The following is a 25998-nucleotide window of genomic DNA, read 5'->3' on the forward strand; positions in this document are numbered from 1 at the left end:
TGGTTAGTGGTTAGTGGTTAGTGGTTAGTGGTTAGTGGTTAGTGGTTAGTGGTTAGTGGTTAGTGGTTAGTGGTTAGAACAAAGTAAAATACATTTCCTCAACAACAAGATTGTTTGTTTAATTACATAAAAAATAAAACCACCCTTGATCTGACTCCATAAAAGTAGACACCTTTTTGGAGTCAGTAATCATGAAAGTAAAACCATATCGTAAACATTCGCTCGAATTTAAAATAAAAGTCGTTCAAGAGTCGTTAGACACCACAGATACCGTTAAGATGGTCGCGAATAAATACGGAATTCATCCTGACATGCTATCAAGTTGGAGAAGTCACATGACCTCGAAAAAGAAAACAGCAAAGCCATTAAAGAACCAAGGCCCAGACAAATCATACACAGATTTAGAGCCCCAAATTCGCAAGCTTGAGAAGCAACTCGAAGATGCTCAGCTGGAGAATGACGTTTTAAAAAAGGCGAAAGTCTACTTCGACAGCCTAAAAGAATAAGGTTCGAATATATCCACAAGGTCACAGACGCCAAACGCACAGTGAAAAAGTTGTGCAGTTGGTTATCTGTGTCGCCGGCTGGGTATTATAAATGGTTAAAGCAATTACCTAGCACACGCCAGAAAGAGAACAGTTCGTTACTGAAGTTTCTAAAGCATATTAGCGACCAGGAGCACTGTATCCCGGGCTATAGAAAGCTTTGGGAAGCAGCGGTAGCACATGGCTTTGATTGTAGTAAAGGACGTGTGCAGAGGTTGTTACAAAGCGTTGGCTATCGTTCAAAGTCAGGTAAAAGACGCTATACAAGCCGCTCGAAGAAAGAAGGTACAATCAAAGCGAGTAATTTATTACGGCGCCAGTTTAATGTTGATACAGTAAATACCGTGTGGGTATCAGATATCACACAAGTACGCTGTAAAGATGGTTGGCAGTATTTATGCGTCATCCTTGACTTGTACTCTCGTAAGGTTGTTGGCTGGGTAACAAGCCGGATAAACAACGCCGAGTTAGTTATTAAAACACTGAGAAAAGCATGGTCAGCACGCCAACCTGATGGTTCGAATTTGCTCTTTCATTCAGACCAAGGAGCTCAGTATGTCGCAAAGGAAACTGTGAAGTGGTTAACTAATAGAGGTGTCACAGTGAGTATGTCTAGAAAAGGTAACTGCTGGGATAACGCATGCTCTGAAAGCTTCTTCGCGCAGTATAAAAAGGAGTGGATAAAGAATTTAAACGAACTGAGTCGTAGTGAAATGACAACACAAACGTATTTTTATATTGAAAAATACTACAACTCAGTAAGAAGGCATGGCACCCTAGGGTATAAAAGTCCCATGCAATACGAACAAGTTAATTAAACCCCGTGTCTACTTTATCGGGGTCAGATCACCCTCTCGATCAACTGATATCTGACTTCTGAAATCTAACTTCTCGATTTTTTTTACGGCTAACGGCTAACGGCTAACGGCTAACGGCTAACGGCTAACGGCTAACGGCTAACGGCTAACGGCTAACGGCTAATCATTACAACAAAAAACCGCCGTATTTTTCAATACGGCGGTTTTAATTTTGTGAAACTAAAAGACCTTATTAGTCTTTAGCTTGACGGCTCGCACGCTTACGCTCACTTTCAGTTAAGTGACGCTTACGGATACGGATGTTTTCAGGTGTCACTTCCACTAACTCGTCATCATCGATGAACTCAATCGCTTGTTCAAGCGTGTAGTTTAGTGGTGGAACAAGCGTTTGTGCTTCATCTGTACCAGATGCACGAACGTTTGTAAGTTGCTTACCTTTAAGCGCGTTTACTGTTAGGTCATTGTCACGGCTGTGGATACCGATAACCATACCTTCGTAAACTTCAACACCGTGACCGATGAATAACTTACCACGGTCTTGTAAGTTGAATAATGCGTTAGTAAGTGCTTTACCTGTTGCGTTAGCAATCATTACACCATTCTTACGAGCACCGATAGTACCGCCTTTATGTGGACCGTAGTGATCGAATGTGTGGTAAAGAAGACCAGAACCAGACGTTAATGTCATGAATTCAGTTTGGAAACCAATTAAGCCACGGCTTGGGATCATAAAGTCCATACGTACACGGCCTTTACCATCTGGAGACATGTCTGTTAGTTCACCCTTACGAAGACCAATTTGTTCCATGATAGAACCTTGGTGCTCTTCTTGACAGTCGATTGTAAGTGTTTCGTATGGCTCTTCTTTTTGACCATCAACTTCACGAAGGATTACTTGTGGACGAGATACAGCGAGCTCGTAACCTTCACGACGCATGTTCTCGATTAAGATACCTAAGTGTAACTCACCACGACCAGAAACACGGAAGCTATCTGGGTTGTCAGTTTCTTCAACACGTAATGCAACGTTGTGAACAAGCTCAGCTTGTAAACGCTCAAGGATGTTACGTGAAGTTACGAATTTACCTTCTTTACCAGCAAATGGTGATGTATTTACAGAGAACGTCATTGTTACTGTAGGCTCATCAACACTTAGCGGTGGTAATGCTTCAACGGTATTTACATCACAGATAGTGTCTGAGATTTTCAGCTCACCAAGACCTGTGATAGCAATAATATCGCCAGCGCCTGCTGATTCTGCTTCATGACGCTCAAGACCTAAGTAGCTCATTACTTGGCCAACTTTACCGTTACGCTTAGTACCATCTGCACTAACAATTGTTACTTGTTGGTTAGGGCGAACAGTACCACGCTTGATACGACCTACACCGATAACACCGATGTATGAGTTGTAGTCAAGCTGAGAAATTTGCATTTGGAAAGCACCTTCAGGATCTGCATCCGGTGGAGATACTTCGTCAACGATCATCTGGAACATTGGTTCCATGTTATCTGATGGCTCGTCTAAATCCATTGTTGCCCAGCCGTTGATAGCTGATGCATAGATTACTTTAAAGTCTAACTGTTCGTCAGTTGCACCTAGGTTATCGAATAAATCGAAAACTTGGTCCATAACCCAGTCAGGACGTGCACCAGGCTTGTCGATTTTGTTGATTACAACAATCGGCGTTAAACCTTGTGCGAATGCTTTTTGCGTTACGAAACGCGTTTGCGGCATTGGACCTTCTTGAGCATCAACAAGTAGTAATACTGAGTCAGCCATCGAAAGTACGCGTTCTACTTCACCACCGAAGTCGGCGTGTCCTGGGGTGTCTACGATATTGATATGGTAGTCGTTCCAAGAGATAGCTGTGTTCTTAGCTAAAATGGTAATACCACGCTCTTTCTCAATGTCGTTTGAGTCCATTACGCGCTCTTCGTTACCGCCGCGCGTTTCTAATGTGCCTGATTGCTCAAGCAGTTTATCAACCAAAGTTGTTTTACCGTGGTCAACGTGGGCGATAATCGCTATATTTCTTAACTTTTCGATGCTCATATTTTTTCTCAGAGAAATTGAATCTCATTGATCCTGCAAGATCTACGCACTCACCTGCGTTTTCACCAGATGTCCCAGCATAGGATTTAAAAGGGCGCATATTATCCCTTAATAATGGCATGGATGAAAGTTTATCCAATATAAATTTATAAACTTTCTTCAGGCTTTCTATAAGTATCTGTTTTATAAATGACAAATTTATGAAAATTAAAGTGAATCTGAGCTCAAAACTGGCGAAATTTTAGTTTTTGAACCATATTTTGGCACTAAATCGTGTTCATAACAGAAAAATTGGCACGCTCAATAATTGTGCAAAATAAGGTCGCACTTTTTACGCACCAGAATGATCCTTTTACGCACCAACTTAGTGCAATAGAAGTTAACAAAACAAAGCCTTGTTTGTTTTTTGCAAGTCTAAACAAGGTGTTAAAAACATGGCACGAAACCAGCTTATATAAGCGAAAAGCAATAATGCAGCAAAAATAAAACCCAACAATTGGAGGACACATGTCACAATCGGTTTTAGATTTTATCAAAGAAAATGACGTTAAGTTCATTGATTTACGCTTTACTGATACCAAAGGTAAAGAACAGCATGTTTCTATTCCTCATCATCAAATTGATGAAGATTTCTTCGAAGACGGCAAAATGTTTGACGGTTCTTCAATTGCTGGCTGGAAAGGTATCAACGAATCAGACATGGTACTTATGCCTGTTCCTGAGTCTGCGAAAATGGACCCATTTTCTGAAGAAGCTACACTAATCGTACGTTGTGACGTAGTTGAGCCTTCAACACTTCAAGGTTATGAGCGTGATCCACGTTCTGTTGCAAAACGCGCTGAAGAGTACATGCGCTCTACTGGTATTGCTGACACTGTATTATTCGGTCCAGAGCCAGAGTTCTTCCTTTTTGATGACGTTAAATACAAATCAGACATGTCTGGTTCTATGTACAAAATCGATTCTGTAGAAGCTGCTTGGAACTCAGACAAAGATTACGAAGGTGGCAACATGGGTCACCGTCCAGGTGTTAAAGGCGGTTACTTCCCGTGTTCACCTGTTGATTCATCACATGACTGGCGTTCAGCGACTTGCTTAGTTCTTGAAGAACTAGGTCAAGTAGTAGAAGCTCACCACCACGAAGTAGCAACTGCAGGTCAAAATGAGATCGCAACTCGCTTCAATACAATGGTATTAAAAGCTGACGAAATCCAAGAGATGAAATATGTTATCCATAACATGGCTCACCTTTACGGAAAAACAGCGACATTCATGCCTAAGCCAATCGTAGGTGATAACGGTTCTGGTATGCACTGTCACCAATCTCTAGGTAAAGATGGCGTAAACATCTTCGCTGGTGACAAATATGCAGGTCTATCTGAAGAAGCACTTTACTACATCGGTGGTATCATCAAGCACGCTAAAGCAATCAACGCATTCGCTAACGCGTCAACTAACTCATACAAGCGTCTAGTACCAGGTTTCGAGGCGCCAGTAATGCTTGCATACTCTGCACGTAACCGTTCTGCTTCAATCCGTATCCCAGTGGTACCTTCTGCAAAAGCACGTCGTATCGAAGTACGTTTCCCTGATCCAACAGCTAACCCATACTTAGCATTCTCTGCAATGCTTATGGCTGGCCTAGACGGTATCAAAAACAAGATCCACCCTGGCGATGCAATGGACAAAGACTTATACGATCTACCTGCTGAAGAAGCAGCTGAGATCCCACAAGTTGCATCTTCTTTACAAGAAGCACTTGCATCACTAGATGCTGACCGTGAGTTCTTAACGCAAGGTGGCGTATTCACTGATGACCTAATCGATGCATACATCGCGCTTAAAGGTCAAGAAGTTGAAAAACTTAACATGACAACTCACCCAGTTGAGTTCGAAATGTACTACAGCGTGTAACACACGCTGTACCAGAATTATCTGAAAGATAATAAATGTGTGTTCTCAAGCCCGCTCTGCGGGCTTTTTTAATGGTAATTGAGCGGGTTCTACTCTACAGTTTTATTTAGATTAAAAAATGCAGGGTTGCAGGGTGAAAAGCACAACTTTATTGGTACTATCGCTGATTTTTATAAGCTTTTTTGGCTATAGCGCAGCGCAGAAAGTGTATTCTTGGAAAGATAAAAACGGCGTTTTAGTATTTTCTGATACACCGCGCCCTGGCGCTACCGAAGTAAAGATGAATACCCAAAACCTGACCATGCCAGCTACCGACACCAGCATACTTGATAGCGCACCAAGTGCGACACCTGTCAAATTTAAAGTCAGTATTGCTTCTCCTGCTAATGAAGCGACCGTGCGAGAAAATACCGGTTCAGTGTATGTCACTGCTCGAATTAGCCCACGCTTTGAAAACGGATTTAAAGTACAACTTTTATTTGATGGTTCTGCCCATGGTGCACCAAGTAATAGCACGACCTTTGCACTAAGAGAGGTCGAGCGTGGAGAACACACATTACAAGCTAAACTTTATGATGCTAATAATAAACTCGTTTCGGTTAGCCCAGTCAGCACCTTTTTCATGCACAGAACCTCAATTTATGGCGGAAACTAAGGTTTTTGACATGACTTCTCGCAAAGTAAAAAGAGTATGCTAAGCTGCACTAAATTGAAACGCACTAAAATGGTGCAACCATGCTCAGTGAAACACATTTTAACTCTGAACTGCTCGACAGTATTTGGAAAAATTTAAGTACTGCTGTCATTTTACTCGACCGAGATTTTAAACTGGTTTATGCAAACGATAGCGCCAGTGAGCTTTTAGGTTTAGGGCCCAAGCGAATTATCAACCAACCGTTCGATAACCTATTCAATTACCACTCGATAGACTTAAAACGCATTGCTCAGTATTCGTTGTTCGATGGTGTTGATTGCCACCAGCATAGAGCTGACGTGGTTTTCGTCGATTCACGCCATGCCAAACTGACCATTAGCACGCGCCGAATAAGCAGCCATGATGAAAATTATATTTTGTTTGAATGCCGCCAAATGGATGATGAAATTCGCCACGATCAAGCTTCGAATCAAATGCATCAATATCAAGCAGCACGTAACCTAATTCGTGGTTTGGCACACGAAATTAAAAATCCTTTAGGTGGAATTCGCGGAGCGGCGCAATTATTGCAGTATGAGGTTGATCAGCAAGAACGTGATCAATGTGCCGAATTAATCATTGAACAAGCAGACCGTTTACGCGAGCTTGTAGACCGCTTACTTGGTCCGAATCAATTGCCACATAAATCCTATGGCAACATTCACCAAGCGTTAGAGTCAGTGATTAAACTGAGCATGTTAGATAACAATGCCAATATCACTTTAGTGAAAGACTATGATCCAAGTATACCGAGTGTGTACATTGACCAAAGTAAAATTCAACAAGTGGTACTGAACATTATTCGTAATGCACAACAGGCACTGGTTGATGGTGGCGAGATAAGAATAAAAACCCGCATCAATCATCAACACAGGCGCCCAGGTAAGGCGCCGAAAAAAACCTTGCTGATCCAAATTTCGGATAACGGCCCAGGTATAGACAAGAGCTTACGTGAAACCTTGTTCTACCCAATGATCACCAACAAAGAAAATGGATCAGGGCTTGGTTTATCGATAGCGCAAACCTTGGTTGACCAACATGACGGCCACATTGATTGTGACAGTTGGCCAGGCCATACAGAATTTAATATCTATTTGCCTTTTACGGATTAATGGTTTTTTGGAGTAGTCATGAAAACAGTCTGGTTAGTTGATGATGATGCCTCAATTCGCTTTGTACTAGAGAAAGCGTTGGCACGTGCAGGATTTGAAACTGAAAGCTATGCGAACGCACAAGATGTGCTTAATGCATTAAAGTTTAGCCAGCCAACGGTATTAGTATCTGATGTACGAATGCCGGGTATGGACGGCATGGCGTTACTTGAGACTATTGCTGAGCAAAACCCTGGCCTGCCAGTGATCATCATGACCGCTCACTCAGACTTAGACTCGGCGGTGAATGCCTTCCAAAAAGGGGCATTTGAGTATCTCGCTAAACCGTTCGATTTAGATGAAGCTGTCGCGCTGGTTGAAAGCGCATGCCGTGCTAATTCAACGAAAAAAACTAAACGTAAGCAAGCACCACAAACCAATGCGCATATCATAGGCGAAGCGCCTGCTATGCAAGAGGTGTTCAGGGCAATTGGTAAATTATCAGCATCAAGTATGAGCGTGCTGATTAATGGTGAGTCAGGGACAGGTAAAGAGCTAGTTGCAAGTGCCCTGCATAACCACAGCCCTCGTAAAGAAAACCAATTTATAGCTTTGAATATGGCTGCCATTCCAAAAGAATTGGTCGAGTCAGAGTTATTCGGTCACGAAAAAGGCGCGTTCACTGGAGCCGACAGTATTCGTAAAGGCCGTTTTGAACAAGCGAATGGCGGCACCTTATTTTTAGATGAAATAGGTGATATGCCGCTCGATGTACAAACGCGTTTATTACGCGTGTTAGCCGATGGTGAGTTTTACCGTGTTGGTGGCCATCAAAGCATTAAAGTTGATGTACGTATTATTGCTGCAACACACCAAAACCTCGAAGACTTGGTAAAACAAGGTAAGTTTCGTGACGACTTATTCCATCGCTTAAACGTGGTGCGTTTACGCTTACCCGCGCTACGTGAGCGTACTGAAGATATTGAACGACTAGCACAACACTTTTTACATAAAAGTGCCAAAGAGCTGCAGGTTGAAAGCAAAATTTTAAGCCCTAAAGCTACTGAGCAACTGCGCTTATTCAATTGGCCAGGTAACGTGCGCCAATTAGAGAATACTTGCCGCTGGTTAACGGTTATGGCACCGGGTGAGCTGATCAGCGAGCAAGATTTACCACCAGAGATTGTTGCTGTTGCACCGACTGAGCAAGAAGGTGATTGGCTGGATGCATTTCAACAATGGCTTAACCTTGAACTTAAACAAGGCAAAGAAAATATTTGGCCTGCCATTCAAGCACAACTCGAAACTCGTTTGATTAAAACCGCCCTTGCCAACTGTGCTGGCCACAAGCAAGAAGCCGCAGTGAAGATTGGTTGGGGCCGCAATACATTGACCCGCAAGCTAAAAGAGCGCAATATTAGCTAATTTCGCGCTATACCTATGTGAGTCAATGAAGTTAATCGAGCACATTCCACTAATTAAACAAATGGAAATTATTAACAGATTGTCGTTCTTTAGAGAGTTTACTCTCAGTGAACGACAAGTGTTATTAGAGTCATTCAGTCATTTATATTTGGTCAAACAAGGCCGCGCTGTTTTCAAACAATACGATACTGATAAACGGCTTTATATCGTGCTAAGCGGCTCACTGATGGTATTCAAACAAAGTCATTTACTCGAACTTGGTACCATTGAGCCCGGCGAATTTATCGGTGAAGGTGCTTTTATCAATAGCCGCGAGCACAGTACCAGTGCACGCGCAAAAGTTGATACCATTTTGTTAGCTATCACCCCTGAAGCACTTACCCGCTTACCCAATGTGATCCGCGAGAAAATTAAAGATCGCATCATCGAAGGCATGAGTGAACGCATTACTAAGTTAAGCACTTACCTTGAGTCGCGTAGCTAACTTCCATTTAATTTTTTCTGAGAGTTAAAGTAGCTAACTTCCATTTATTTTTTTCTGAGAGTTAAATCAGAAATATACCTCACAGTAGGAGTTAAAACACAAACAGCAAATAATAAATAAATAATAGAAATTTGGAACATATCGTAGATTTCATAGCCATCACGGTTATTTATAAACTCATACCCTAGTGCAACTATATAAATAAATACATAAAACGTGATAGTAAAAATCCAAAACGCCTTCGAATTTATAAGCTCCTTTCGAAAAGCATAGCTATAAGCCCCAATAAGAATTAATACATCAGCGCATAGAAGTAGAATGCTAACAAGTAAAGGATGAGTAGGGGCAATTGATTCATCAATTGTAAATGCATCATAGATAGAAAAAGACACAAAAACACACATTACTACGAAAAGCACTTGCCACTTTAGTCTACGCTCTTTCATTTCACCACCAATGCCCATAAGGAATTTCAGCTGGTTCCAAAGGTAACTTTCGCCATCCATCTTTATCATCAATATAACGGCGTTTGAAGTTTCTCCGTTTTGCACCGATTGGAGTCAATGAGAGCAGAGCTTGCAACAGACCTATGAATTCCTTTGAATCTCTACCTGATTGACCAAACGTAATCTTCAGTAGAGGTTGGAGATTCTTATATTGCTCCTCAGCATCCTCCTTCTTCTTAAAAAACTCTTTATAAAGAAAATCACCAGCTGAATAGACTTTCCCTAATAGCCCTGCATTCCTTAAAGAACCCTTCATTATTTAGACTTTCCTGTCGATTAATTTCATTTGTACCCTAACAAGAAAAATTTCATGCTTCAATAATGAAATATTCCTTTTATTTATACGGATTAAAGTACTCTAACCTAGTCCATATACACAATTTGCAATGAGCAATTTAACCAACTTGGGCTATTAACACGTGCCGTGTAACGGTAAGTATCTGATGGTTTCATACCAAAAGGAGTGCTCACTTCTGGCGTTAAATGACTGTATGTTTGCGAATAATTTTTATAATAAATGACTAGGTAGCCATATAAATAATCCCAATTTAGGGAGACTTTTCTACCACTTGTAAGGGTAAAGTGCGCCTGCTTATCATTAAATGTAACTGCAAGATCATTATACTTGTCTTCAACGCACCCAGTGGTGAGTACACGAGCCGGCATAGTAAAACTGGTGGTGGTATTTTTAGCTCTTAAGTAAAAGCCAATATTGCCATGATTGTAAAAGTGATTGGCATCTGTGGTGTACTTAATTTCAGCTTGATAACCTAATCCCTGCATAATTTCAGCTAGTTGCTCGGCTTCATGAGTAAGAATTTTATCGCTCGATAGCATTAAGGTTGCATCAGTAAACTCTCTTGGCACTGGGAGCTGAGTGTATTCATAGGGTAAGCTTTGTTTATTTAATGCTTGCTCTAATGATTGCAACTGCGACTGTTCAAGGTTTTCTGTGTATACGTAGACTGTAGCTTGCTGACAACCTGCCAAAATTAAAAGTATGGCTGCTGAAATTATCCTTTTCATGTTCTTTCTCACTTTAGATTACACATGTAGTCTAAAGTGAGAAAAACAATAAATCAATTAAGATGTTTTTTTAGCCAACTATTAACACTTTGACGGGTATATAGAATATCTTTAAATAAACGGTGAGTTTGATGCTGAAGCAGCTTTTCTTTATTTGTTTCACCTGAACTTAACTGGCTATGGTTATCATTAAAGCGCGAAATTAACGCAAAACCTTGTTCTGATTTTTCAGGCTGAGACTTAATTGTTTGCGTTAACAAAGCTCGCACATCATCTGCAGCAAGCAATGACGAATCTTGCAAACCCATTAACTCTTTTCTTAGCGCTGATCTTACGCCCATTACAACTTCTCCTGAACGAATAAAAAATGAAACGGACATGCATTTAGCAATTTGTACACCAATTCCAAACGCGCGCAGTGTACCCAGTAAATACTGCAGTTTTTTTACTGTTTATAAAAATGTCAGATTATTTATTGCTGTAAATTTTAACCGCTTGAAGAGCTTAAAAATTTAATCTTGGTTCATTTGAGTGCTAGGCTTTATAATGGCTGCGATTGAATTAAGAGAGACCAACATGAACGAAGATTTCATCGAAATTGAACTAGAAGAAGAGCCAATAGAGTTATGCAACTTGCTAAAAGTGCTCGACCTAGTCGAAACAGGCGGCCAAGCAAAAGCCTTAATTGGTGAAGGTTATGTTGGGGTTAACTATGAAATTTGTACAATAAAACGGAAAAAATTATACAGTGGTGACGTATTGGCATTCGATGGTGAGTTGTTCCAACTGACACTAAGCGAAGATGCAACACCAAATCCTCGCCCACCGGAACCTGTACAAAAAGCACAACCACAAAGCGCTGAAGAAGCGCCAAAAAAATCAAAGCGTAAACGTACTAAAAAGCCAAAAGTAGACGAAAAAACCGGTCGCCGCCCTATCTCGTTTGGTTAACTAGAGCTTGCTTAGTTAGCATAAATCACCTTTAATTGAATGCGATTATAACAACAATAAAAGGTGATTTATGAACCCTCCAGCTTGGCTCAAGCCACTTGCTTGGGCAGCCCTTGTATGGAATCTTTTAGGTGTCATTGCGTTCGTAATGCAACTGTTGATCACACCCGAAATGATTAACCAACTCCCCGAAGCACAACAAGCCGCATACCGCGACATACCGCTCTGGTCAACGGCTGCCTTTGCGATAGCCGTGTTTGCAGCAAGCTTCGCGAGCATCTTATTACTGGCAAAAAAAGCCCTTGCGCGCGAGTTATTTTTAATCTCGTTTATCGCCGTATTAGTCCAGCAATATTATAATTTTGTGGTGATAGATAGCCTTGCTATGTTTGGTACTAGCGCATTAGCAATGCCATTGTGTGTTATCGTTATTGGTTTACTATTACTGTTTATTAGTCATAAAGGTAAGCAACAAAACTGGCTTAACTAAAAACACTTATTTCTGAGGGTAGTTTAAAGTGACTACCCTTTTTATCTGCCTCCTTCCCTTGAAATAAATCACATCAGCAGCAACTATATTAGGTAGCATATTTTTTCATCAGCTAGATGAATTTCTCAGCTGGTATTAAGTTTGCAATAACACTGTGTCTATTTCGAAAAGGAAACAACAAAGCAAGCCAAATTGCTTGCTCAAACCACAGGGGCAAATAATGAATAACAGTTTTGATACCCAAAAACAGCTTACGATTAATGGTGAGCAATACCATATTCACTCTTTACAAGGTTTAGGTGACAAAGCAAAACGTCTGCCATTCTCTCTAAAAATCTTACTTGAAAACCTGTTACGCAATGAAGATGGCGTTAATATTAAAAAGCAAGATATCGATGCCTTATTAAACTGGGACCCTCAAGCTAAACCATCAGCAGAAGTCGCATTTACGCCTGCTCGCGTTGTCATGCAAGACTTTACCGGCGTACCCGCCATTGTAGATTTAGCCGCGATGCGTGATGCCATGGAAAAACTTGGCGGCGACCCTGCGAAAATTAACCCGCTGTCGCCTGCTGAGCTTGTTATTGACCACTCAGTGCAAGTTGACGGCTACGGTGAAGATGGCTCATTCGACTTAAATGCGAAACTTGAATATGAGCGCAACAAAGAGCGTTACGAATTTTTACGCTGGGGGCAAACTGCCTTCGATAACTTGAAAGTCGTGCCACCAGCAACTGGCATCGTACACCAAGTTAACTTAGAATATTTAGCCCGCGTGGTATTTAACGATAGTAAAAATGGTAAATCACTCGCCTACCCAGATACCCTAGTCGGAACCGATTCGCACACCACCATGATCAATGGTCTTGGGGTATTAGGCTGGGGTGTGGGTGGTATTGAAGCCGAAGCCGCAATGCTTGGTCAACCGATCAGTTTACTCATTCCACAGGTCGTTGGCTTTAAGCTCAATGGTCGCCTGCCAGAAGGCACAACTGCAACCGACCTTGTACTAACCGTAACAGAAATGCTGCGTAACCATGGCGTAGTGGGTAAATTTGTTGAGTTTTATGGTGATGGTCTTGCTGATTTACCGCTTGCAGACCGTGCAACTATTGCAAACATGGCGCCTGAGTATGGTGCAACCTGCGGTATTTTCCCAATTGATGATGAAACCATTAACTACCTACGCTTAACAAACCGCGATGACAAGCAACTTAAACTCATCGAGGACTATGCAAAGCACCAAGGCTTATGGCGTAACCCTGGCGATGAAGCTCATTATACCGATACACTAGAGTTATCACTTGATGATGTTGTGCCAAGCCTTGCTGGACCTAAGCGCCCGCAAGATAGAATTGCCCTTGATAAAGCAGGTAGCATTATTGGTGAGCACTTAAAAGGCTTTCAAGAAGAGCGTATGCAACATCGCGATAAAAGCGATGTTCAAGAGGCGCGCATTGAAGATGAAGGCCCAACAACTAACCCTGATGAGCCAGTGAACGAAGCTCAGTTTATGGGCGCAGCTAAGGTTAACTTTAAAGGCGAAGAGTTTGAGCTTAATGATGGTGCTTGTGTCATTGCTGCAATTACAAGTTGTACAAACACTTCAAACCCAAGTGTTATTTTAGCTGCTGGTCTGGTGGCTAAAAAAGCTAAGCAACTGGGCTTAAAGGTTAAACCATGGGTTAAAACCTCACTTGCTCCAGGCTCACAAGTGGTGACTGATTACTTGAAAAAAGCCGACTTAATGGATGATTTAGATTCATTAGGCTTTAACCTTGTCGGTTATGGTTGTACAACCTGTATCGGTAACTCAGGCCCACTAGCTGATGAAATCACCGATGCAATTCAAAAGCATAAACTGGTTGTAAGCTCTATTTTATCGGGTAACCGTAACTTTGAAGGGCGTATTCACCAAGATGTGAAAATGAACTTCTTAGCGTCACCACCCCTTGTGGTTGCATACGCAATTGCGGGTCGTACAGATATCGACGTTTACAATGAGCCGCTTGCGCAAGACCCTAATGGTAATGACATTTATCTAAAAAATATCTGGCCAAGTGTTAGTGAAGTAAACGAGCTCGTCCGCGAAACTGTAACCAAAGAAATGTTCGCATCAAGCTATGGCAATGTGTATCAAGGTGATGATCGTTGGCAGAAAATTCAAATTCCTGATGGCAAACTTTATGATTGGGATGATGCGTCAACCTACATCAAAAAAGCACCATTCTTTGATGGTATGGAGATTGAGCCTCCTGGTATTCCGAGCATTAGTGGTGCGCGCTGTTTAGCAAAATTAGGTGACTCAGTAACCACTGACCACATCTCGCCAGCAGGTGCAATTAAAGCAGATGCCCCAGCAGGTCTTTACTTGCAAGAGCACGGCGTGCAAAAAGCACAATTTAACTCGTATGGTTCGCGCCGTGGTAACCACGAAGTGATGATGCGTGGTACTTTTGCTAATGTGCGTTTACGTAATCTATTAGCACCGGGTACCGAAGGCGGTGTGACCCGTATGCAGCCAAGCGATGAGCTTGCCAGCATTTATGATGCTGCGATGCAATATCAGCAAGATGGCACGCCACTGATTATTTTAGCGGGTGCGGAATATGGCACGGGCTCATCACGCGACTGGGCTGCTAAAGGTTCACTTTTACTTGGTGTTAAAGCCGTTATTGCACAAAGCTATGAGCGTATTCACCGTTCAAACCTGATTGGTATGGGTGTTTTACCCCTACAATTTAAAGAAGGTGAAAGCTATGAGTCACTGGGTCTAACCGGCCAAGAATCATTCGACTTTGAAGGCTTATACGACAAAACCAATGAAGTCAGTGTGATTGCCACTAACAGTGAAGGCAAACAAATTAGCTTTAGTGTTGATGTGCGTATAGATACCCCTAAAGAGTGGGATTACTACAAACATGGCGGTATTTTACAGTATGTACTGCGTAATATGCTGGCTGAGCAGTAATTGCTTTTAAGTTAACTAAGGGGCTGAATTTTCAGCCCCTTTTTTGTTTAAAAAACTAACAAATTACAGTTTAGAGCAACACACTTATTTACAAAAAATGAAAAGCACATAAAAATCAGCATGTTAAAATTGGACCATAGTTTGCAACTGCTAACCAGATAACAACCATAATAATTTTGGAATCCATATGACTATTGCATCATTCAAACGCGCCATTTGCGCAACGGCCATCTCATCAAGTTTATTATTAACAGGCTGTGTTATTCATGTCTCTCCGGGTCAAATCGCAGAACAAAAACAACAAGACTTAAGCGTGTCGGCTGCAAATATCAACGAATTAAAAATTGATGCCGAAGCCGGTTCACTGATCATCAAAGGCGACAGCAACGCCACGGCTATCACAGTGAATGCTAATATCTATGCGGCTAAAGGCGATGAAACTTATACACTAACCCTCGAAAAGCACGGCGACACCGCAGAGCTTATCAGTAAGCTCAATAATGGTAGCTTATCGTTTTACAGTGGCTCATCACCTCATATTGATTTAATCGTCTCTGTGCCTAGTACCCTTAACTTGGATATCGATGATGACTCAGGTGATATCGTGATACGTGCAATGCAAAACGATATCAGCATTGATGATGATTCAGGATCAATTGTGATCGAAGGGGGGCGCACTATTAATATTGATGATGACTCGGGGGATATTCGCATTAGCAATGTCAGCGGCAATATCAGCATTGAAGACGATTCTGGCTCAATTATGATAGACCAAGGCCAAGGGCGTATTGATATTGAAGATGACTCTGGTGATATCCGCATCGAAAACAGCCAAGGCCCTGCACGTATTATTGATGAATCAGGTATTATCAGCGTTAATACATTGGCTGGTGCGCTTACTATTGAAGATGGCTCTGGTGATATAGATGTAAGACAAATCAAAGGGCTGGTTACCATTACCGATGGCTCTGGCAGCATTTATGTTGATGACACACTCGGCCTCACAATTATCGAAGCGGGTTCCGGTGATTTAAGTATCGATAACATCAACGGCCCAGTAAAATTGGACAAATAACCGACAATTGCTTGATTTAGAACAATCCTATTAATGACAACAGCACCTACACTTTAATTAAGGCTAAAGTGAGGTGCTTGTATGACCGAACAAACTATCATTCGAATCTTAAAAACCTTTATTATTTTAGGTATTTGCCTAATTATATTGGGGCATTCTTTATTAGCTGGTAATTACTTAAGTGATAGCATGGGTATACATGGCATTATGATCAGCGCAGCGTGTATTGCTGTTGGTGTGCTATTCTCTTTGCCCACTAAAATTTATCTCACTATTTTACTTATGAAAATGGAAAGCGATCTAAAAGCACATAACAAACAGAGCTAATTTCCACCTTGCTCCTTGAGCTGCTGTTCAAGTTGCTTGTTACGTTGCTCCATAAGCTGTTTTACTTGCTCAGCGTCTTGCATCATCTTTTGTACATTTTTAGGGTCGTATACGCCAAGCGCTGAAAGTGCTTCGTTAGCTTTAACGGTTGCTGGTTGCTCTTCATCAGCTTGAAATGTCTCTGCGGGTAACACTGTTATGTCGTTAGGATCTAAACTTACCGCAGTACTTACGTAATTAGGGTGAGGGGTATCAGCATAGTGCCACTGACCATGTTCATCTTGCCATTTATACACGACGACAGATGAGTTTGCGTCTTTGCTCAAGCTCAACTTCTCAGTGAGCTTTTTTGCTTGGCTGGTAAGTGTATCGGTACTTTGCGAAGCAAAATCACTCACATCACCACTTACTTTGTCTGAGTAACGCTCGAACATGCTCAGCTCTAGGTAAGGTTTACCGTCTGGCTTTTTAATATAAAACAGCAGGGCAACACTGGTCAGTAGCAACATAACCGCAAGATAACAAAAACGCTTAATCATTCGATTTACCGATTATTGGTAGTTACTCTCAATCTTAGCAAATTCACCGGATGATTTAAGATTTTTCATAAATTCGTTAAATTGCTCGCTGATACGCTTACCCTTTTCATTGTAAGCAAACTGTAATTGCATCGACGCCTTACCAACACTGTAATCACTCACCGTGAATTTTTTAAAAGCATTATTTTTTGAGGCATACCACTGCAGTGTGTTTTTTGCGATAACAGCAACACGTTGATTTTGCTGCATATCAACTAAAGCCTTCAGCATATCTATTTCAGAGTAAAAGTCTTCACGGTGCAACTTGCCAGCAGCAAACAATGCTTCAAATTGCGGGTAGGTATAACCAAAGCGGGCCATTAACACATAACCGCCGAGCTCATCAATTGCTGGAATATGACAACCACTCGGCATCACTAAAATATCTTCTACAACAGCGATACTATCACTCCAATAGTATTGCTTATTTCCGCGATACCATTGCTCAGACTCTAAGCGCACATCAACCTTGCCTTCATCAAGTAAATGCTGTGAACGCACTTCTGGTACCAGCATGTATTGAATATCATGATTATATTTCTCAGCAAAACGAATTAATAACTCATCAACAAGCCCTTTATGACCACTGTCAGCAAAGTGATAAGGGGGGTAATCTGTGTCATACAACGCTACTTGCAAAGTTTCTGCTCGCACTAAAGGCGCAATAAATAGCAACAATAAAAAAGCAACAACACGACTCATAATTTTCTCTCATAAAATTGAGCCAGGGATTGTATATAAATAACACAAAAAAAGCGCAACCTAGGTTGCGCTTTACGAAAATTCTGATAGGAATTTAGGATTAGATACCATCACCATCGATATGTAAGCCACATTCACGGTTTAAACCAAAGAAACGTGTCTCTTCTTCTGTCATGCCCGGTTCAAGTTTACGGGTTGTATGAACATCGCCCATCGACACATAACCTTGCTCCCAAAGTGGGTGATACGGCAAATCATGCTTAGTTAGATACTGATAGATGTCACGGTTGTTCCACTCAATAAGCGGATACACTTTCACAGTCCCTCGGCTGATTTCAACAATTTGCTTATCAGCTCGGCTAGATGACTGATCGCGACGCAAGCCACTAAACCAAGTACCTGCACCCAGCTCGTTTAAGGCACGAGTCATTGGCTCAACTTTATTCAGTTGATTGTACTGCTTAATGCCTTCTTCACCTTGCTCCCAAAGCTTACCAAACTTCGCTTCTTGCCACGCAGGGCTAAGCTCAGCTTTATAAACTTTAAGATTAAGCGATAGTCGCTCCGTCATTTGCTCGATGAACTGATAGGTTTCAGGGAACAAATAACCAGTGTCAGTCAGTACCACAGGAATATCTGGCTGCTGCGATGTTACTAAGTGCAACATCACCGCCGCTTGAATGCCAAAGCTCGACGACAAAAAGTGTGTGCTTGGTAAGTTTTCAAGTGCCCATGCAACACGCTCTTCTGCGCTTTTATCAGCCAGAAGGCCATTTATATCAGCCAGCATGGCTGTTTGGTCTTCTTTGCTCATCGTTAAGATGTTTTTAAATTCACTCATGGTTAATTCCAAACCTTAAAGCGGTGTCGCTTATAAAATTATGCGTGAAAATCAGTTACTGAAACTTTAACTTCAGCAACAATGCCTTTGCGAATTACAAAATCACCAAAACACTCGCCTTCATTACGCTCACTTGCCCATTGGCCAATTAGCTTATCGAATGCGTCTAGGTATACGTCTTCGCCAACATTTTCTAAATACAGTTTTGGAATACGCGTGCCTTCACGGTTACCGCCTAAGTACACGTTGTATTTACCCGGACCTTTACCAACCAGACCCGCTTCTGCCAACATGGCGCGGCCACAGCCATTCGGACAACCCACAACACGCATAATGATGTTGTCATCGCTGATGCCGTGCTTAGCTAATAACGCTTCAGTTTTCTCAATTAAGCTTGGTAAATAACGCTCAGCTTCAGCCATCGCTAACGGACACGTTGGTAATGCCACACACGCCATTGAGTTTTTACGCTGCTCTGTATGGCTGTCATCAATCAGGCCATGGTTGCGAGCAATCTCCTCGATTACCGCTTTTTGATCAGCCGGAACACCTGCAATGATCAAGTTTTGGTTTGCAGTCATGCGGAAATCACCTTGGTGAATTTCAGCAATTTTACGGCAGCCTGTTTTAAGAGGTTGATTTGGGTAATCTAAAATACGACCACTTTGGATAAACAGCGTTAAGTGGTGCTTACCATCAATACCTTCAACCCAACCGATACGGTCACCACGGTGAGTGAACTCATACGGGCGGCTTTGCTCAAATTGAACACCGGCACGTTTTTCAACTTCTGCTTTAAATACATCAGAACCTACACGGTCAAGTGTGTATTTAGTTTTTGCATTTTTACGATTTGAGCGGTTACCCCAATCACGTTGTACAGACACCACGTGCTCAGCAATTTTTAACGTGTGCTCAAGTGGAATAAAACCAAAGTCATCTGCTTTACGAGGATACGTTGCTGTATCACCGTGAGTCATCGCAAGACCACCACCCACTAACACGTTAAAACCAACTAACTTGCCGTTTTCTGCAATTGCCACAAAGTTTAAGTCGTTCGCATGCACATCCACCTCATTGTTCGGTGGAATTGTTACTGTGGTTTTAAACTTACGTGGTAAGTAAGTTGAACCTAAAATTGGCTCTTCTGTGGTTTCACTCTTTTCACCATCTAACCAAATTTCAGCGTATGCTTTAGTTTTTGGTAATAGGTGCTCAGAGATCTTCGCTGCCCACTCGTACGCTTCTTGGTGAAGCTCAGATTCAACTGGGTTCGTTGTACATAATACGTTTCGGTTTACGTCGCCCGCCGTTGCAATTGAGTCAATACCCACGCTATTAAGCATTTGATGCATGCCTTTAATGTTTGGCTTAAGCACACCATGGAACTGGAACGTTTGACGCGTGGTTAAACGAATACTGCCATAGCTGGTTTTCTCTTCAGCAAACTTATCAATCGCTAACCATTGCTCTGGCTTGATGATACCGCCAGGCATACGAGCACGTAACATAACATTATGTAACGGCTCTAATTTTTGTTTAGCGCGCTCAGGGCGAATATCACGGTCATCTTGCTGGTACATGCCGTGGAAACGGATCAGTTGGAAGTTATCAGCAGTGAAACCACCGGTTATCTCGTCTTTTAAATCTTGCTCAATGGTGCCACGTAAAAAGTTACTTTCTCTTTTCAAACGCTCGTTATCAGAAAGCTTTACGTTTTTGTCTTGTTCGCTCATGGTATTTCCTAAATTTGTTACAGTGACGGCTGTTAGCTTTAAACGTGATTAGTACACGTCTTTCTGATAGCGATTTGCGCTACGTAAATCTTTTAAATATTGCTCAGCTTGTTCATCATCTTTGCCGCTATTTTCTTTGATAATGTCTACAAGCGCCTGATGAACATCTTTCGCCATACGGTTTGCATCACCACAGATATAGAAATGAGCACCCGCTTCTAACCAAGCAAATACTTCTTGGCTGTTTTTGCGAAGTTTGTCTTGAACATATACTTTTTCCGCTTGGTCACGGCTAAACGCCACATCCACTTTAGTCAGTAAGCCTGACTTCAAGTAACCTTGAATTTCTACTTGGTATAAAAAGTCTTGAGTAAAGTGTGGGTTACCAAAGAATAACCAGTTTTTACCACTTGCTTCACGAGCATCACGCTCTTGTAAAAACGCACGGAATGGGGCAATACCCGTACCCGGACCTACCATGATAATTGGCGTTTCATCATTAGCCGGTAAACGGAAATTATCGTTATGCTCGCTAAATACTTTTACTTTGCAGCCTTCTTCAGCACGACGTGCTAAATAACCAGAACAACCACCTAAGTGCTCGCTACCAAATGCATCAAACTCAACCAGACCCACAGTTAAGTGAACTTCTTCTTCAACTTCTGCTTGGCTAGATGCGATCGAATATAAACGTGCTTGTAGTTTACGTAAGCAGTCTACTAAGGTTTGTGCTTCAAGCTGAGCTGGGTTTTGACGAATAATATCGAAGATTTGGCGAGGTTCGATGTACTCACGCATTGCCGCTTTATCTTCAACTAACTTTAATAAATCAGGGCTGCCAGTTGCTGTTGCGTATTTTTCAACAAAACCTGGGTATGACTGAGTTAATTCTAATTTTTCGATTAATGCATCACGAATAGTTAGCTCTTCGTCGCCAAGTTTAACCGTGCTAGATGCATCGACTTGTGTAAGGGTAAGTACTTCATCAACAAGCGCTTCGTCATTTAAGAAGTAAACGCCTAGCGAATCACCAGGTGTATAGGTAATGTCTGAACCTTCTAATGAGATTTCAACATGACGCACATCTTTAGTTGAGTCACGACCGGTAATTTTTTGCACAACACTTAGTTCTGCAGCAAATGGGTTTTGCTTGGTGTATTGGCTTGCTGCTGGTGCCGCTGCACCAAATGGCATAGCCACAACTTGACCACCACTTGCTTGTTGCTGCGCTTTAAGATCAGGCTCAAACGCATCAAGTGCACCATCAATCCACTTAGCTGCTTCATCATCGTAATCTACATCTAGGTCAGCACGCTGGAAAATAGTTTCTGCGCCAAGCTTGTTAAAACGCTCTTCAAAATCTTTTGCTGTTTGGCAGAAGAACTCGTAGCTTGAATCACCTAAGCCAATCACAGCCACTTTAACACCATCTAGTTTAGGTGCTTTTTTAGTTGTTAAGAATTCATGAAGGCTTTCAGCGTCTTCTGGTGGCTCACCCTCACCGTAGGTTGAAACAACAACCGTGATAAACTTTTCTTTTTTCAGGGCTGTTGGTTTGTAGTCAGCCATGTTTACTAGCTTAACAGTTAGACCGCGCGACTCTGCCTGCTCTTTTAACTTGCTCGCCACGCCTTTTGCGTTACCCGTTTGCGAGCCGTATAAAATAGTTAGCGGCGGTGCATCACCTGCAGCTGGAGTGGCAGCAACACCACCGGTTAATGCACCTGCGTTGGCATTCGCAGCTAAGTAACCACTTACCCACGCTTGCTGAATTGGATTAAGTTCAGCCACTAAGCCTTGCAGCTTCTGTACTTGCTCTTGCGATAGCGGGCTCGCCGCTGCATTTAGTTGACTTAACAACATGAATTTATTCCTCGTAACCCTGAAAAGTTAACTGCGAAACGAACTTGCTACTGTCATTTCGCGAACAATTTTTTCGACTTTAAAGACTCAATAGAAATGCTTTAAAGGTTTATCTGAGCGTGAAGAATAACGAGGTCTGAGGCGATTAAAAAAGAATAGAATCTGCTTTGATATTCCATTTAGTTATTAATTTAGTATTTATCCAAAAAAAACATGTTAAAAGCAAAAATCCCCAAATAAGAAACTTTTATTAATTAACATTATTGCAACATAAGCCAATTAGCCTATACTCGCTGTGTTCATTTTGAGAACAGCAAAAACTATTAAAATATAAAAAGGAAAATACAATGTCACACGGGACATGTAAAAAATATATGCTAGCCAGTAGCTTACTTTGTTTAGCAAGTTCAGCATTGGCAAATGTTAATAACGCCAGCTTCGAAAGCTGGTCAGCAAATACCCCTGCAAGCTGGAGCACTATTGATAGCGGTATTAGTCTTAGCGCTAATACTAATGTGGTTTACTCAGGTAATTACTCAGCACAAGTCGTGGTTAATACTGGCACGCAAAGTAATACCGATTTACAACAATTAGTAGAGGTAGTGGCGGGTGAAAATTATGAGTTTTCTGCTTGGGTTTACCATACAGAAGGTGGCGTAAAAGCTCGCTTAGTAGTTGATGGCTATCAAGGCTATTCTAACTCAGCATTAACGAATCAATGGCAACAAATCAGTTATCAGTACACAGCCTCTGCGACCACATCAATTAATGTTGGCCTGCGCTTTTACGATGTAACTGGTTTTGATGGCAGCGAAGTCGTTTATGTAGATAACTTTACACCAAACACAGGCTCAACCCCACCACCTACGGGCAGCTGCGCCGATAACCAAGTATCTTTGACCCTCACTACCGATAATTATGGGGAAGAAACCAGTTGGCAAATCACCAATAGCCAAGGTAGTGCAGTAGCATCAGGCGGCAGCTATGCAGCAAATACTCAATACAGTGAGCAAGCATGCTTAACTGATGGTGACTATACCTTTACTATTTTTGATAGCTATGGTGATGGCATATGCTGCTCTTACGGTAACGGTAGCTATAGCCTTTCATTCGGTCAAACAGTACTTGCCAGTGGTGCAAGCTTCCAAAGCTCAGACGCTACGTCGTTTAGTTTAGGTGATAGCTCAGGTGGCGGTAACGGCGGTGGTACAACCCCAACAGAGCCAACGGGGTACTATGTAACAACCCAAGGCCTTAGTGGTTATGCACTGAAAACAGAACTATACAACATTATCAAAGGTCACAACTCGCAGGGCTATTCAGCTATTTGGAGTTTTTATGATGTTGCTTCACGCGATAAGTATTTTGAAAACGACAACTCTATTTTAGACCGTTATTCAGAAAACCCTGCAGGCCAAGACAGCTACAACTATGTTGCTGTGAGCGACCAATGTGGTACATACAACAGCGAAGCAGATTGCTACAACCGTGAGCATTCTTTCCCAAAAAGTTGGTTTGGTGGAACAGTTGAGCCAATGAATTCAGACGTACATCACATTTTTGCCACTGATGGTTATGTCAATTCAAAACGCAGTAACTACCCATTTGGTGAAGTAGCTAGTGCAAGCTATACCTCTAGTAACGGCAGCAAATTAGGCAGCGCTGCTAGCTCATTAAATTACTCAGGAACGGTTTTTGAACCTATTGATGAATTTAAAGGTGACTTTGCAAGAGCCTATTTCTATATGGCAACACGCTATGAAAACGTGATTGGCTCATGGCAAAACAACACAACTTACAGTAACGCTGTACTGAATGGTTCATCTGATCAGGTCTTTGAGAGCTGGGTCGTTACTATGTTATTAAAGTGGCATAACGAGGATCCAGTGAGCCAATTAGAGCTTGACCGTAACCAAGCTGCTTATGAACATCAAGGTAACCGCAACCCATTTGTGGATCACCCAGAATTTGTAGAAATGATTTGGTAACTTCGTTAAGCCAAGGCACTTAGTTTCGGCTAAGTGCCTTTTTATACGGTAAAGCATGACTTAAGCCTCATTAGGGTTTAACTGCTCGACAAGACGAATGTCATGCAACAAATGGTTATGCCTTACCGACAAAGTATTTTCTGCTGTTGGCTTTATTTTATAACCGAGCTGCTGTAAAACCAGCGTAAATAGGGCGGCATGTTGATAACTAAGAGGTTGTCCGCTTAATTCAAATTCTTCGATTACGCTATTTGCATAACTAGAACTATTTTGTAATGACTGCCAAATACGCATTTGTACTTGAGAAACCTGTATCACTGATGTGTGATAGCAATTGATTTGTAGGCTTAATAAATAGTTTTCTAGTGAGTTCATAGCGATATCCATTACAAAAAACGCTACTTTAAAAGCTCAAGTTAAGTTGAGGTAAAGTGTTTTGTTATTACTTTTTACTCCACTTATTCATTATATCTTTAAATAGTTTTGCTTCTTTATCTTCACAGGGTCTTGGGGATCCGCTTGGCACTCCAGATTTACCAAACACCGAATTAAAATCTATGCCGTAACACATGCCATTTAGTACCTCGATACGCTTGCTGCCATCGCCATTTTGCCAAACGACAGTTGCTTTATCAGAGACGGTTAATTGTGCGGGCACCGTAACCCTGCCTGCGGGGCTATTACTAATCGTCACTTCACCCTGCTCAAACAAAGACGCATTAGCAGAACCATTTTCAAAATTAAGCTGTGGGATTGGCGCATACGGGTTAAGCTTTTTAAAGGGTAATTCGGTTATTTTTGAATTCTCAAGTGCCTGATTAGGTCCTACAACCTCCGAGGTAGCTTTTTTTGGTTCATCTTTTGTGGGATTAACTGTATTAGGATCACTTATCTGCTCATAACTACTCTGCGAAGCTTTTTCGTTTTTTGGCAAAGAATTAACCTCATCAGGCATTCCTTCTGTTTGCTCAGGTGAAGGTTTTTCTTGGATCTTCTGCAAGCTAGGTAACGAAGTTAAATCAACACTCACATACGCGTTGATTACTTTTGGCGGTTCAGCGACTGCAGGGAGTTTCACAGACTTTCCATATCGAGTAAATAGCAATAAAAGCACAGCATGTAGCGCAATCGAGATGATCCATGCTTTGTAATTCCCTTTTAACACCCTAGCGCCTCGTTTTATTTTTAAGAGTGCTAAATGAGTGAATTAGTTCATAGGAAAGTTGCGAGTTAGCGAGTTAGCGAGTTAGCGAGTTAGCGAGTTAGCGAGTTAGCGAGTTAGCGAGGGTAAAGGCTCTTGGTTCTAGGTCAAGCATAACCTTGGGAGTGCTTTAATGTGGTTTGGGTTTACCAAAGAAAAGGTTTACATGGATTGTGTAGGGTTTCGCTCCGCTCAAACCAACCTACCCGAAGAGTGAACAGGGCAAATACTGAGTGAGACACCACACTAACCAACCCCACTCTTCTGATCTGACGTCTGAAAGCTGATAGCTCTATTTACGTTGGGTTTCGCTGCGTTCAAACTAACCTACCCGAAGAATGAACAGGCCGAATGCTGAGTGAGACACCACACTAAACAACCCCACCGATCGAATCTGACGTCTGAAAGCTGACAGCTGATAGCTTTTCTACAGACATTAAAAAAGGCCGCCTAGGCGACCTTTTTATAAGCTGTGAAGCTCTATCTGTTGATATTACTCAACGATAGTTGCAACAACACCAGCACCAACTGTACGGCCACCTTCACGGATAGCGAAGCGTAAACCTTCGTCCATTGGGAATTTGAAGGCGGCAGATTAGCCTTTCACTCTAAACTGCTTAAAACTTAAAGCTGGTAGCTTTTTTCACCCATAAAAAAACCCGAGACTAAGCTCGGGTTTTTCTTAATGCTTGATGCATTACTATAGTTGATTACTC

24 protein-coding genes and 1 pseudogene are annotated in these 25998 nt (G+C 41.8%); 12 read left to right on the top strand and 13 right to left on the bottom strand.

Going from position 1 to position 25998, the window contains the following annotated elements; genetic code table 11:
- Nucleotides 1–191 precede the first annotated feature (191 nt).
- Nucleotides 192–1363 (top strand): IS3 family transposase gene (locus HUS61_RS19830; RefSeq protein WP_175086984.1). Its coding sequence is split into 2 segments (ribosomal slippage): nucleotides 192–465 and nucleotides 465–1363, totalling 1173 coding nucleotides; the frame shifts between segments, so codons are not numbered across the junction.
- A gap of 232 nt (nucleotides 1364–1595) precedes the next feature.
- On the opposite strand, the gene typA is transcribed toward HUS61_RS19830, so the two are convergent.
- On the bottom strand, nucleotides 1596–3419 hold the full coding sequence (gene typA / locus HUS61_RS19835; protein ID WP_063529660.1) for a translational GTPase TypA: 1824 nt from the start codon (nucleotides 3417–3419) through the stop codon (nucleotides 1596–1598).
- 507 nt (nucleotides 3420–3926) lie between these two features.
- Between typA and glnA the strand changes: the two genes are divergently transcribed.
- The 5 genes from glnA to HUS61_RS19860 all read left to right on the top strand — a co-directional run bounded on the left by glnA (nucleotide 3927) and on the right by HUS61_RS19860 (nucleotide 9027).
- Nucleotides 3927–5333 carry a glutamate--ammonia ligase gene (glnA, locus tag HUS61_RS19840; RefSeq protein ID WP_175078879.1) on the top strand — a complete coding sequence of 469 codons (1407 nt, stop codon included), beginning with the start codon at nucleotides 3927–3929 and terminating at the stop codon, nucleotides 5331–5333.
- A 133-nt stretch (nucleotides 5334–5466) separates the two neighbouring features.
- Nucleotides 5467–5988, top strand: coding sequence for a DUF4124 domain-containing protein (locus HUS61_RS19845; RefSeq protein WP_239963931.1), 522 nt, complete (start codon nucleotides 5467–5469; stop codon nucleotides 5986–5988).
- Nucleotides 5989–6068: 80 nt separating this feature from the next.
- Nucleotides 6069–7139, top strand: a complete 1071-nt coding sequence (glnL, locus tag HUS61_RS19850; protein WP_062566671.1) for a nitrogen regulation protein NR(II) — start codon at nucleotides 6069–6071, stop codon at nucleotides 7137–7139.
- 18 nt (nucleotides 7140–7157) lie between these two features.
- Nucleotides 7158–8543, top strand: coding sequence for a nitrogen regulation protein NR(I) (gene ntrC, locus HUS61_RS19855; protein ID WP_062566672.1), 1386 nt, complete (start codon nucleotides 7158–7160; stop codon nucleotides 8541–8543).
- A 25-nt stretch (nucleotides 8544–8568) separates the two neighbouring features.
- Entirely contained in the window at nucleotides 8569–9027 is a 459-nt protein-coding gene (locus HUS61_RS19860) for a cyclic nucleotide-binding domain-containing protein (protein ID WP_175083523.1), read from the top strand.
- Nucleotides 9028–9071: 44 nt separating this feature from the next.
- On the opposite strand, the gene HUS61_RS19865 is transcribed toward HUS61_RS19860, so the two are convergent.
- The 4 genes from HUS61_RS19865 to HUS61_RS19880 form a co-directional block, all read right to left on the bottom strand.
- Nucleotides 9072–9473 (bottom strand): hypothetical protein, encoded by a 402-nt coding sequence (locus HUS61_RS19865; protein ID WP_175083524.1) that lies wholly within the window; start codon nucleotides 9471–9473, stop codon nucleotides 9072–9074.
- Nucleotide 9474: 1 nt separating this feature from the next.
- Nucleotides 9475–9789, bottom strand: a complete 315-nt coding sequence (locus tag HUS61_RS19870) for a hypothetical protein (protein WP_175083525.1) — start codon at nucleotides 9787–9789, stop codon at nucleotides 9475–9477.
- A 107-nt stretch (nucleotides 9790–9896) separates the two neighbouring features.
- Complete coding sequence (locus tag HUS61_RS19875; RefSeq protein ID WP_175083526.1) at nucleotides 9897–10559, bottom strand: hypothetical protein; 663 nt, start codon at nucleotides 10557–10559, stop codon at nucleotides 9897–9899.
- Between the two features lie 53 nt (nucleotides 10560–10612).
- Entirely contained in the window at nucleotides 10613–10900 is a 288-nt protein-coding gene (locus HUS61_RS19880) for a hypothetical protein (protein ID WP_062566674.1), read from the bottom strand.
- 235 nt (nucleotides 10901–11135) lie between these two features.
- On the opposite strand from HUS61_RS19880, the gene HUS61_RS19885 reads away from it, so the two are divergent.
- The 5 genes from HUS61_RS19885 (at nucleotide 11136) to HUS61_RS19905 (ending at nucleotide 16373) form a co-directional block, all read left to right on the top strand.
- Nucleotides 11136–11510 carry an RNA-binding S4 domain-containing protein gene (locus HUS61_RS19885; protein ID WP_054563502.1) on the top strand — a complete coding sequence of 125 codons (375 nt, stop codon included), beginning with the start codon at nucleotides 11136–11138 and terminating at the stop codon, nucleotides 11508–11510.
- A gap of 70 nt (nucleotides 11511–11580) precedes the next feature.
- Nucleotides 11581–12000: a hypothetical protein gene (locus HUS61_RS19890; protein ID WP_054563443.1), complete on the top strand. Its 420-nt coding sequence runs from the start codon at nucleotides 11581–11583 to the stop codon at nucleotides 11998–12000.
- A gap of 220 nt (nucleotides 12001–12220) precedes the next feature.
- The gene (acnA, locus tag HUS61_RS19895; protein ID WP_175083527.1) at nucleotides 12221–14971 is read left to right on the top strand and encodes an aconitate hydratase AcnA; all 2751 of its coding nucleotides are present in this window, start codon (nucleotides 12221–12223) and stop codon (nucleotides 14969–14971) included.
- Between the two features lie 187 nt (nucleotides 14972–15158).
- Nucleotides 15159–16046: a DUF4097 family beta strand repeat-containing protein gene (locus HUS61_RS19900; RefSeq protein ID WP_175083528.1), complete on the top strand. Its 888-nt coding sequence runs from the start codon at nucleotides 15159–15161 to the stop codon at nucleotides 16044–16046.
- Between the two features lie 81 nt (nucleotides 16047–16127).
- Entirely contained in the window at nucleotides 16128–16373 is a 246-nt protein-coding gene (locus tag HUS61_RS19905) for a hypothetical protein (RefSeq protein ID WP_058584005.1), read from the top strand.
- Here the strand turns inward: HUS61_RS19905 and HUS61_RS19910 are convergent.
- From HUS61_RS19910 to HUS61_RS19930, 5 genes are all read right to left on the bottom strand, one after another.
- Nucleotides 16370–16912, bottom strand: a complete 543-nt coding sequence (locus tag HUS61_RS19910; protein ID WP_175083529.1) for a DUF4124 domain-containing protein — start codon at nucleotides 16910–16912, stop codon at nucleotides 16370–16372. The two genes, HUS61_RS19905 and HUS61_RS19910, sit on opposite strands and share 4 nt — an antisense overlap.
- Before the next feature lie 12 nt (nucleotides 16913–16924).
- Nucleotides 16925–17653 carry an ABC transporter substrate-binding protein gene (locus tag HUS61_RS19915; RefSeq protein WP_175083530.1) on the bottom strand — a complete coding sequence of 243 codons (729 nt, stop codon included), beginning with the start codon at nucleotides 17651–17653 and terminating at the stop codon, nucleotides 16925–16927.
- 100 nt (nucleotides 17654–17753) lie between these two features.
- Nucleotides 17754–18494, bottom strand: coding sequence for a phosphoadenylyl-sulfate reductase (locus HUS61_RS19920; protein WP_062566680.1), 741 nt, complete (start codon nucleotides 18492–18494; stop codon nucleotides 17754–17756).
- A gap of 38 nt (nucleotides 18495–18532) precedes the next feature.
- The gene (gene cysI / locus HUS61_RS19925) at nucleotides 18533–20230 is read right to left on the bottom strand and encodes an assimilatory sulfite reductase (NADPH) hemoprotein subunit (RefSeq protein ID WP_138625208.1); all 1698 of its coding nucleotides are present in this window, start codon (nucleotides 20228–20230) and stop codon (nucleotides 18533–18535) included.
- Between the two features lie 48 nt (nucleotides 20231–20278).
- The gene (locus HUS61_RS19930; protein ID WP_175083531.1) at nucleotides 20279–22093 is read right to left on the bottom strand and encodes an assimilatory sulfite reductase (NADPH) flavoprotein subunit; all 1815 of its coding nucleotides are present in this window, start codon (nucleotides 22091–22093) and stop codon (nucleotides 20279–20281) included.
- Nucleotides 22094–22440: 347 nt separating this feature from the next.
- Between HUS61_RS19930 and HUS61_RS19935 the strand changes: the two genes are divergently transcribed.
- Nucleotides 22441–24081 carry an endonuclease gene (locus HUS61_RS19935; protein WP_175083532.1) on the top strand — a complete coding sequence of 547 codons (1641 nt, stop codon included), beginning with the start codon at nucleotides 22441–22443 and terminating at the stop codon, nucleotides 24079–24081.
- A 60-nt stretch (nucleotides 24082–24141) separates the two neighbouring features.
- Here the strand turns inward: HUS61_RS19935 and HUS61_RS19940 are convergent, their stop codons facing one another.
- The 3 genes and pseudogenes from HUS61_RS19940 to HUS61_RS19950 form a co-directional block, all read right to left on the bottom strand.
- Complete coding sequence (locus HUS61_RS19940; protein ID WP_175078869.1) at nucleotides 24142–24456, bottom strand: hypothetical protein; 315 nt, start codon at nucleotides 24454–24456, stop codon at nucleotides 24142–24144.
- Between the two features lie 67 nt (nucleotides 24457–24523).
- Nucleotides 24524–25246, bottom strand: coding sequence for a hypothetical protein (locus HUS61_RS19945; protein ID WP_175083533.1), 723 nt, complete (start codon nucleotides 25244–25246; stop codon nucleotides 24524–24526).
- A gap of 529 nt (nucleotides 25247–25775) precedes the next feature.
- Nucleotides 25776–25856 (bottom strand): annotated as a pseudogene (locus HUS61_RS19950) (elongation factor Tu); the annotation flags it as partial.
- Nucleotides 25857–25998: the final 142 nt, after the last annotated feature.

Origin of the sequence: Pseudoalteromonas sp. 0802, from assembly GCF_013350085.1 — a bacterium.
In the GTDB taxonomy this organism is placed as follows: domain Bacteria; phylum Pseudomonadota; class Gammaproteobacteria; order Enterobacterales; family Alteromonadaceae; genus Pseudoalteromonas.

What these genes read in the sequence shown, in the direction of transcription:
- typA (WP_063529660.1), bottom strand. Translation starts at nt 3,419, where the DNA reads ATGAGCATCGAAAAGTTAAGAAATATAGCGATTATCGCCCACGTTGAC.
- glnA (WP_175078879.1), top strand. Translation starts at nt 3,927, where the DNA reads ATGTCACAATCGGTTTTAGATTTTATCAAAGAAAATGACGTTAAGTTC.
- glnL (WP_062566671.1), top strand. Translation starts at nt 6,069, where the DNA reads ATGCTCAGTGAAACACATTTTAACTCTGAACTGCTCGACAGTATTTGG.
- ntrC (WP_062566672.1), top strand. Translation starts at nt 7,158, where the DNA reads ATGAAAACAGTCTGGTTAGTTGATGATGATGCCTCAATTCGCTTTGTA.
- HUS61_RS19860 (WP_175083523.1), top strand. Translation starts at nt 8,569, where the DNA reads ATGAAGTTAATCGAGCACATTCCACTAATTAAACAAATGGAAATTATT.
- HUS61_RS19865 (WP_175083524.1), bottom strand. Translation starts at nt 9,473, where the DNA reads ATGAAAGAGCGTAGACTAAAGTGGCAAGTGCTTTTCGTAGTAATGTGT.
- HUS61_RS19870 (WP_175083525.1), bottom strand. Translation starts at nt 9,789, where the DNA reads ATGAAGGGTTCTTTAAGGAATGCAGGGCTATTAGGGAAAGTCTATTCA.
- HUS61_RS19875 (WP_175083526.1), bottom strand. Translation starts at nt 10,559, where the DNA reads ATGAAAAGGATAATTTCAGCAGCCATACTTTTAATTTTGGCAGGTTGT.
- HUS61_RS19880 (WP_062566674.1), bottom strand. Translation starts at nt 10,900, where the DNA reads ATGGGCGTAAGATCAGCGCTAAGAAAAGAGTTAATGGGTTTGCAAGAT.
- HUS61_RS19885 (WP_054563502.1), top strand. Translation starts at nt 11,136, where the DNA reads ATGAACGAAGATTTCATCGAAATTGAACTAGAAGAAGAGCCAATAGAG.
- HUS61_RS19890 (WP_054563443.1), top strand. Translation starts at nt 11,581, where the DNA reads ATGAACCCTCCAGCTTGGCTCAAGCCACTTGCTTGGGCAGCCCTTGTA.
- acnA (WP_175083527.1), top strand. Translation starts at nt 12,221, where the DNA reads ATGAATAACAGTTTTGATACCCAAAAACAGCTTACGATTAATGGTGAG.
- HUS61_RS19900 (WP_175083528.1), top strand. Translation starts at nt 15,159, where the DNA reads ATGACTATTGCATCATTCAAACGCGCCATTTGCGCAACGGCCATCTCA.
- HUS61_RS19905 (WP_058584005.1), top strand. Translation starts at nt 16,128, where the DNA reads ATGACCGAACAAACTATCATTCGAATCTTAAAAACCTTTATTATTTTA.
- HUS61_RS19910 (WP_175083529.1), bottom strand. Translation starts at nt 16,912, where the DNA reads ATGATTAAGCGTTTTTGTTATCTTGCGGTTATGTTGCTACTGACCAGT.
- HUS61_RS19915 (WP_175083530.1), bottom strand. Translation starts at nt 17,653, where the DNA reads ATGAGTCGTGTTGTTGCTTTTTTATTGTTGCTATTTATTGCGCCTTTA.
- HUS61_RS19920 (WP_062566680.1), bottom strand. Translation starts at nt 18,494, where the DNA reads ATGAGTGAATTTAAAAACATCTTAACGATGAGCAAAGAAGACCAAACA.
- cysI (WP_138625208.1), bottom strand. Translation starts at nt 20,230, where the DNA reads ATGAGCGAACAAGACAAAAACGTAAAGCTTTCTGATAACGAGCGTTTG.
- HUS61_RS19930 (WP_175083531.1), bottom strand. Translation starts at nt 22,093, where the DNA reads ATGTTGTTAAGTCAACTAAATGCAGCGGCGAGCCCGCTATCGCAAGAG.
- HUS61_RS19935 (WP_175083532.1), top strand. Translation starts at nt 22,441, where the DNA reads ATGTCACACGGGACATGTAAAAAATATATGCTAGCCAGTAGCTTACTT.
- HUS61_RS19940 (WP_175078869.1), bottom strand. Translation starts at nt 24,456, where the DNA reads ATGAACTCACTAGAAAACTATTTATTAAGCCTACAAATCAATTGCTAT.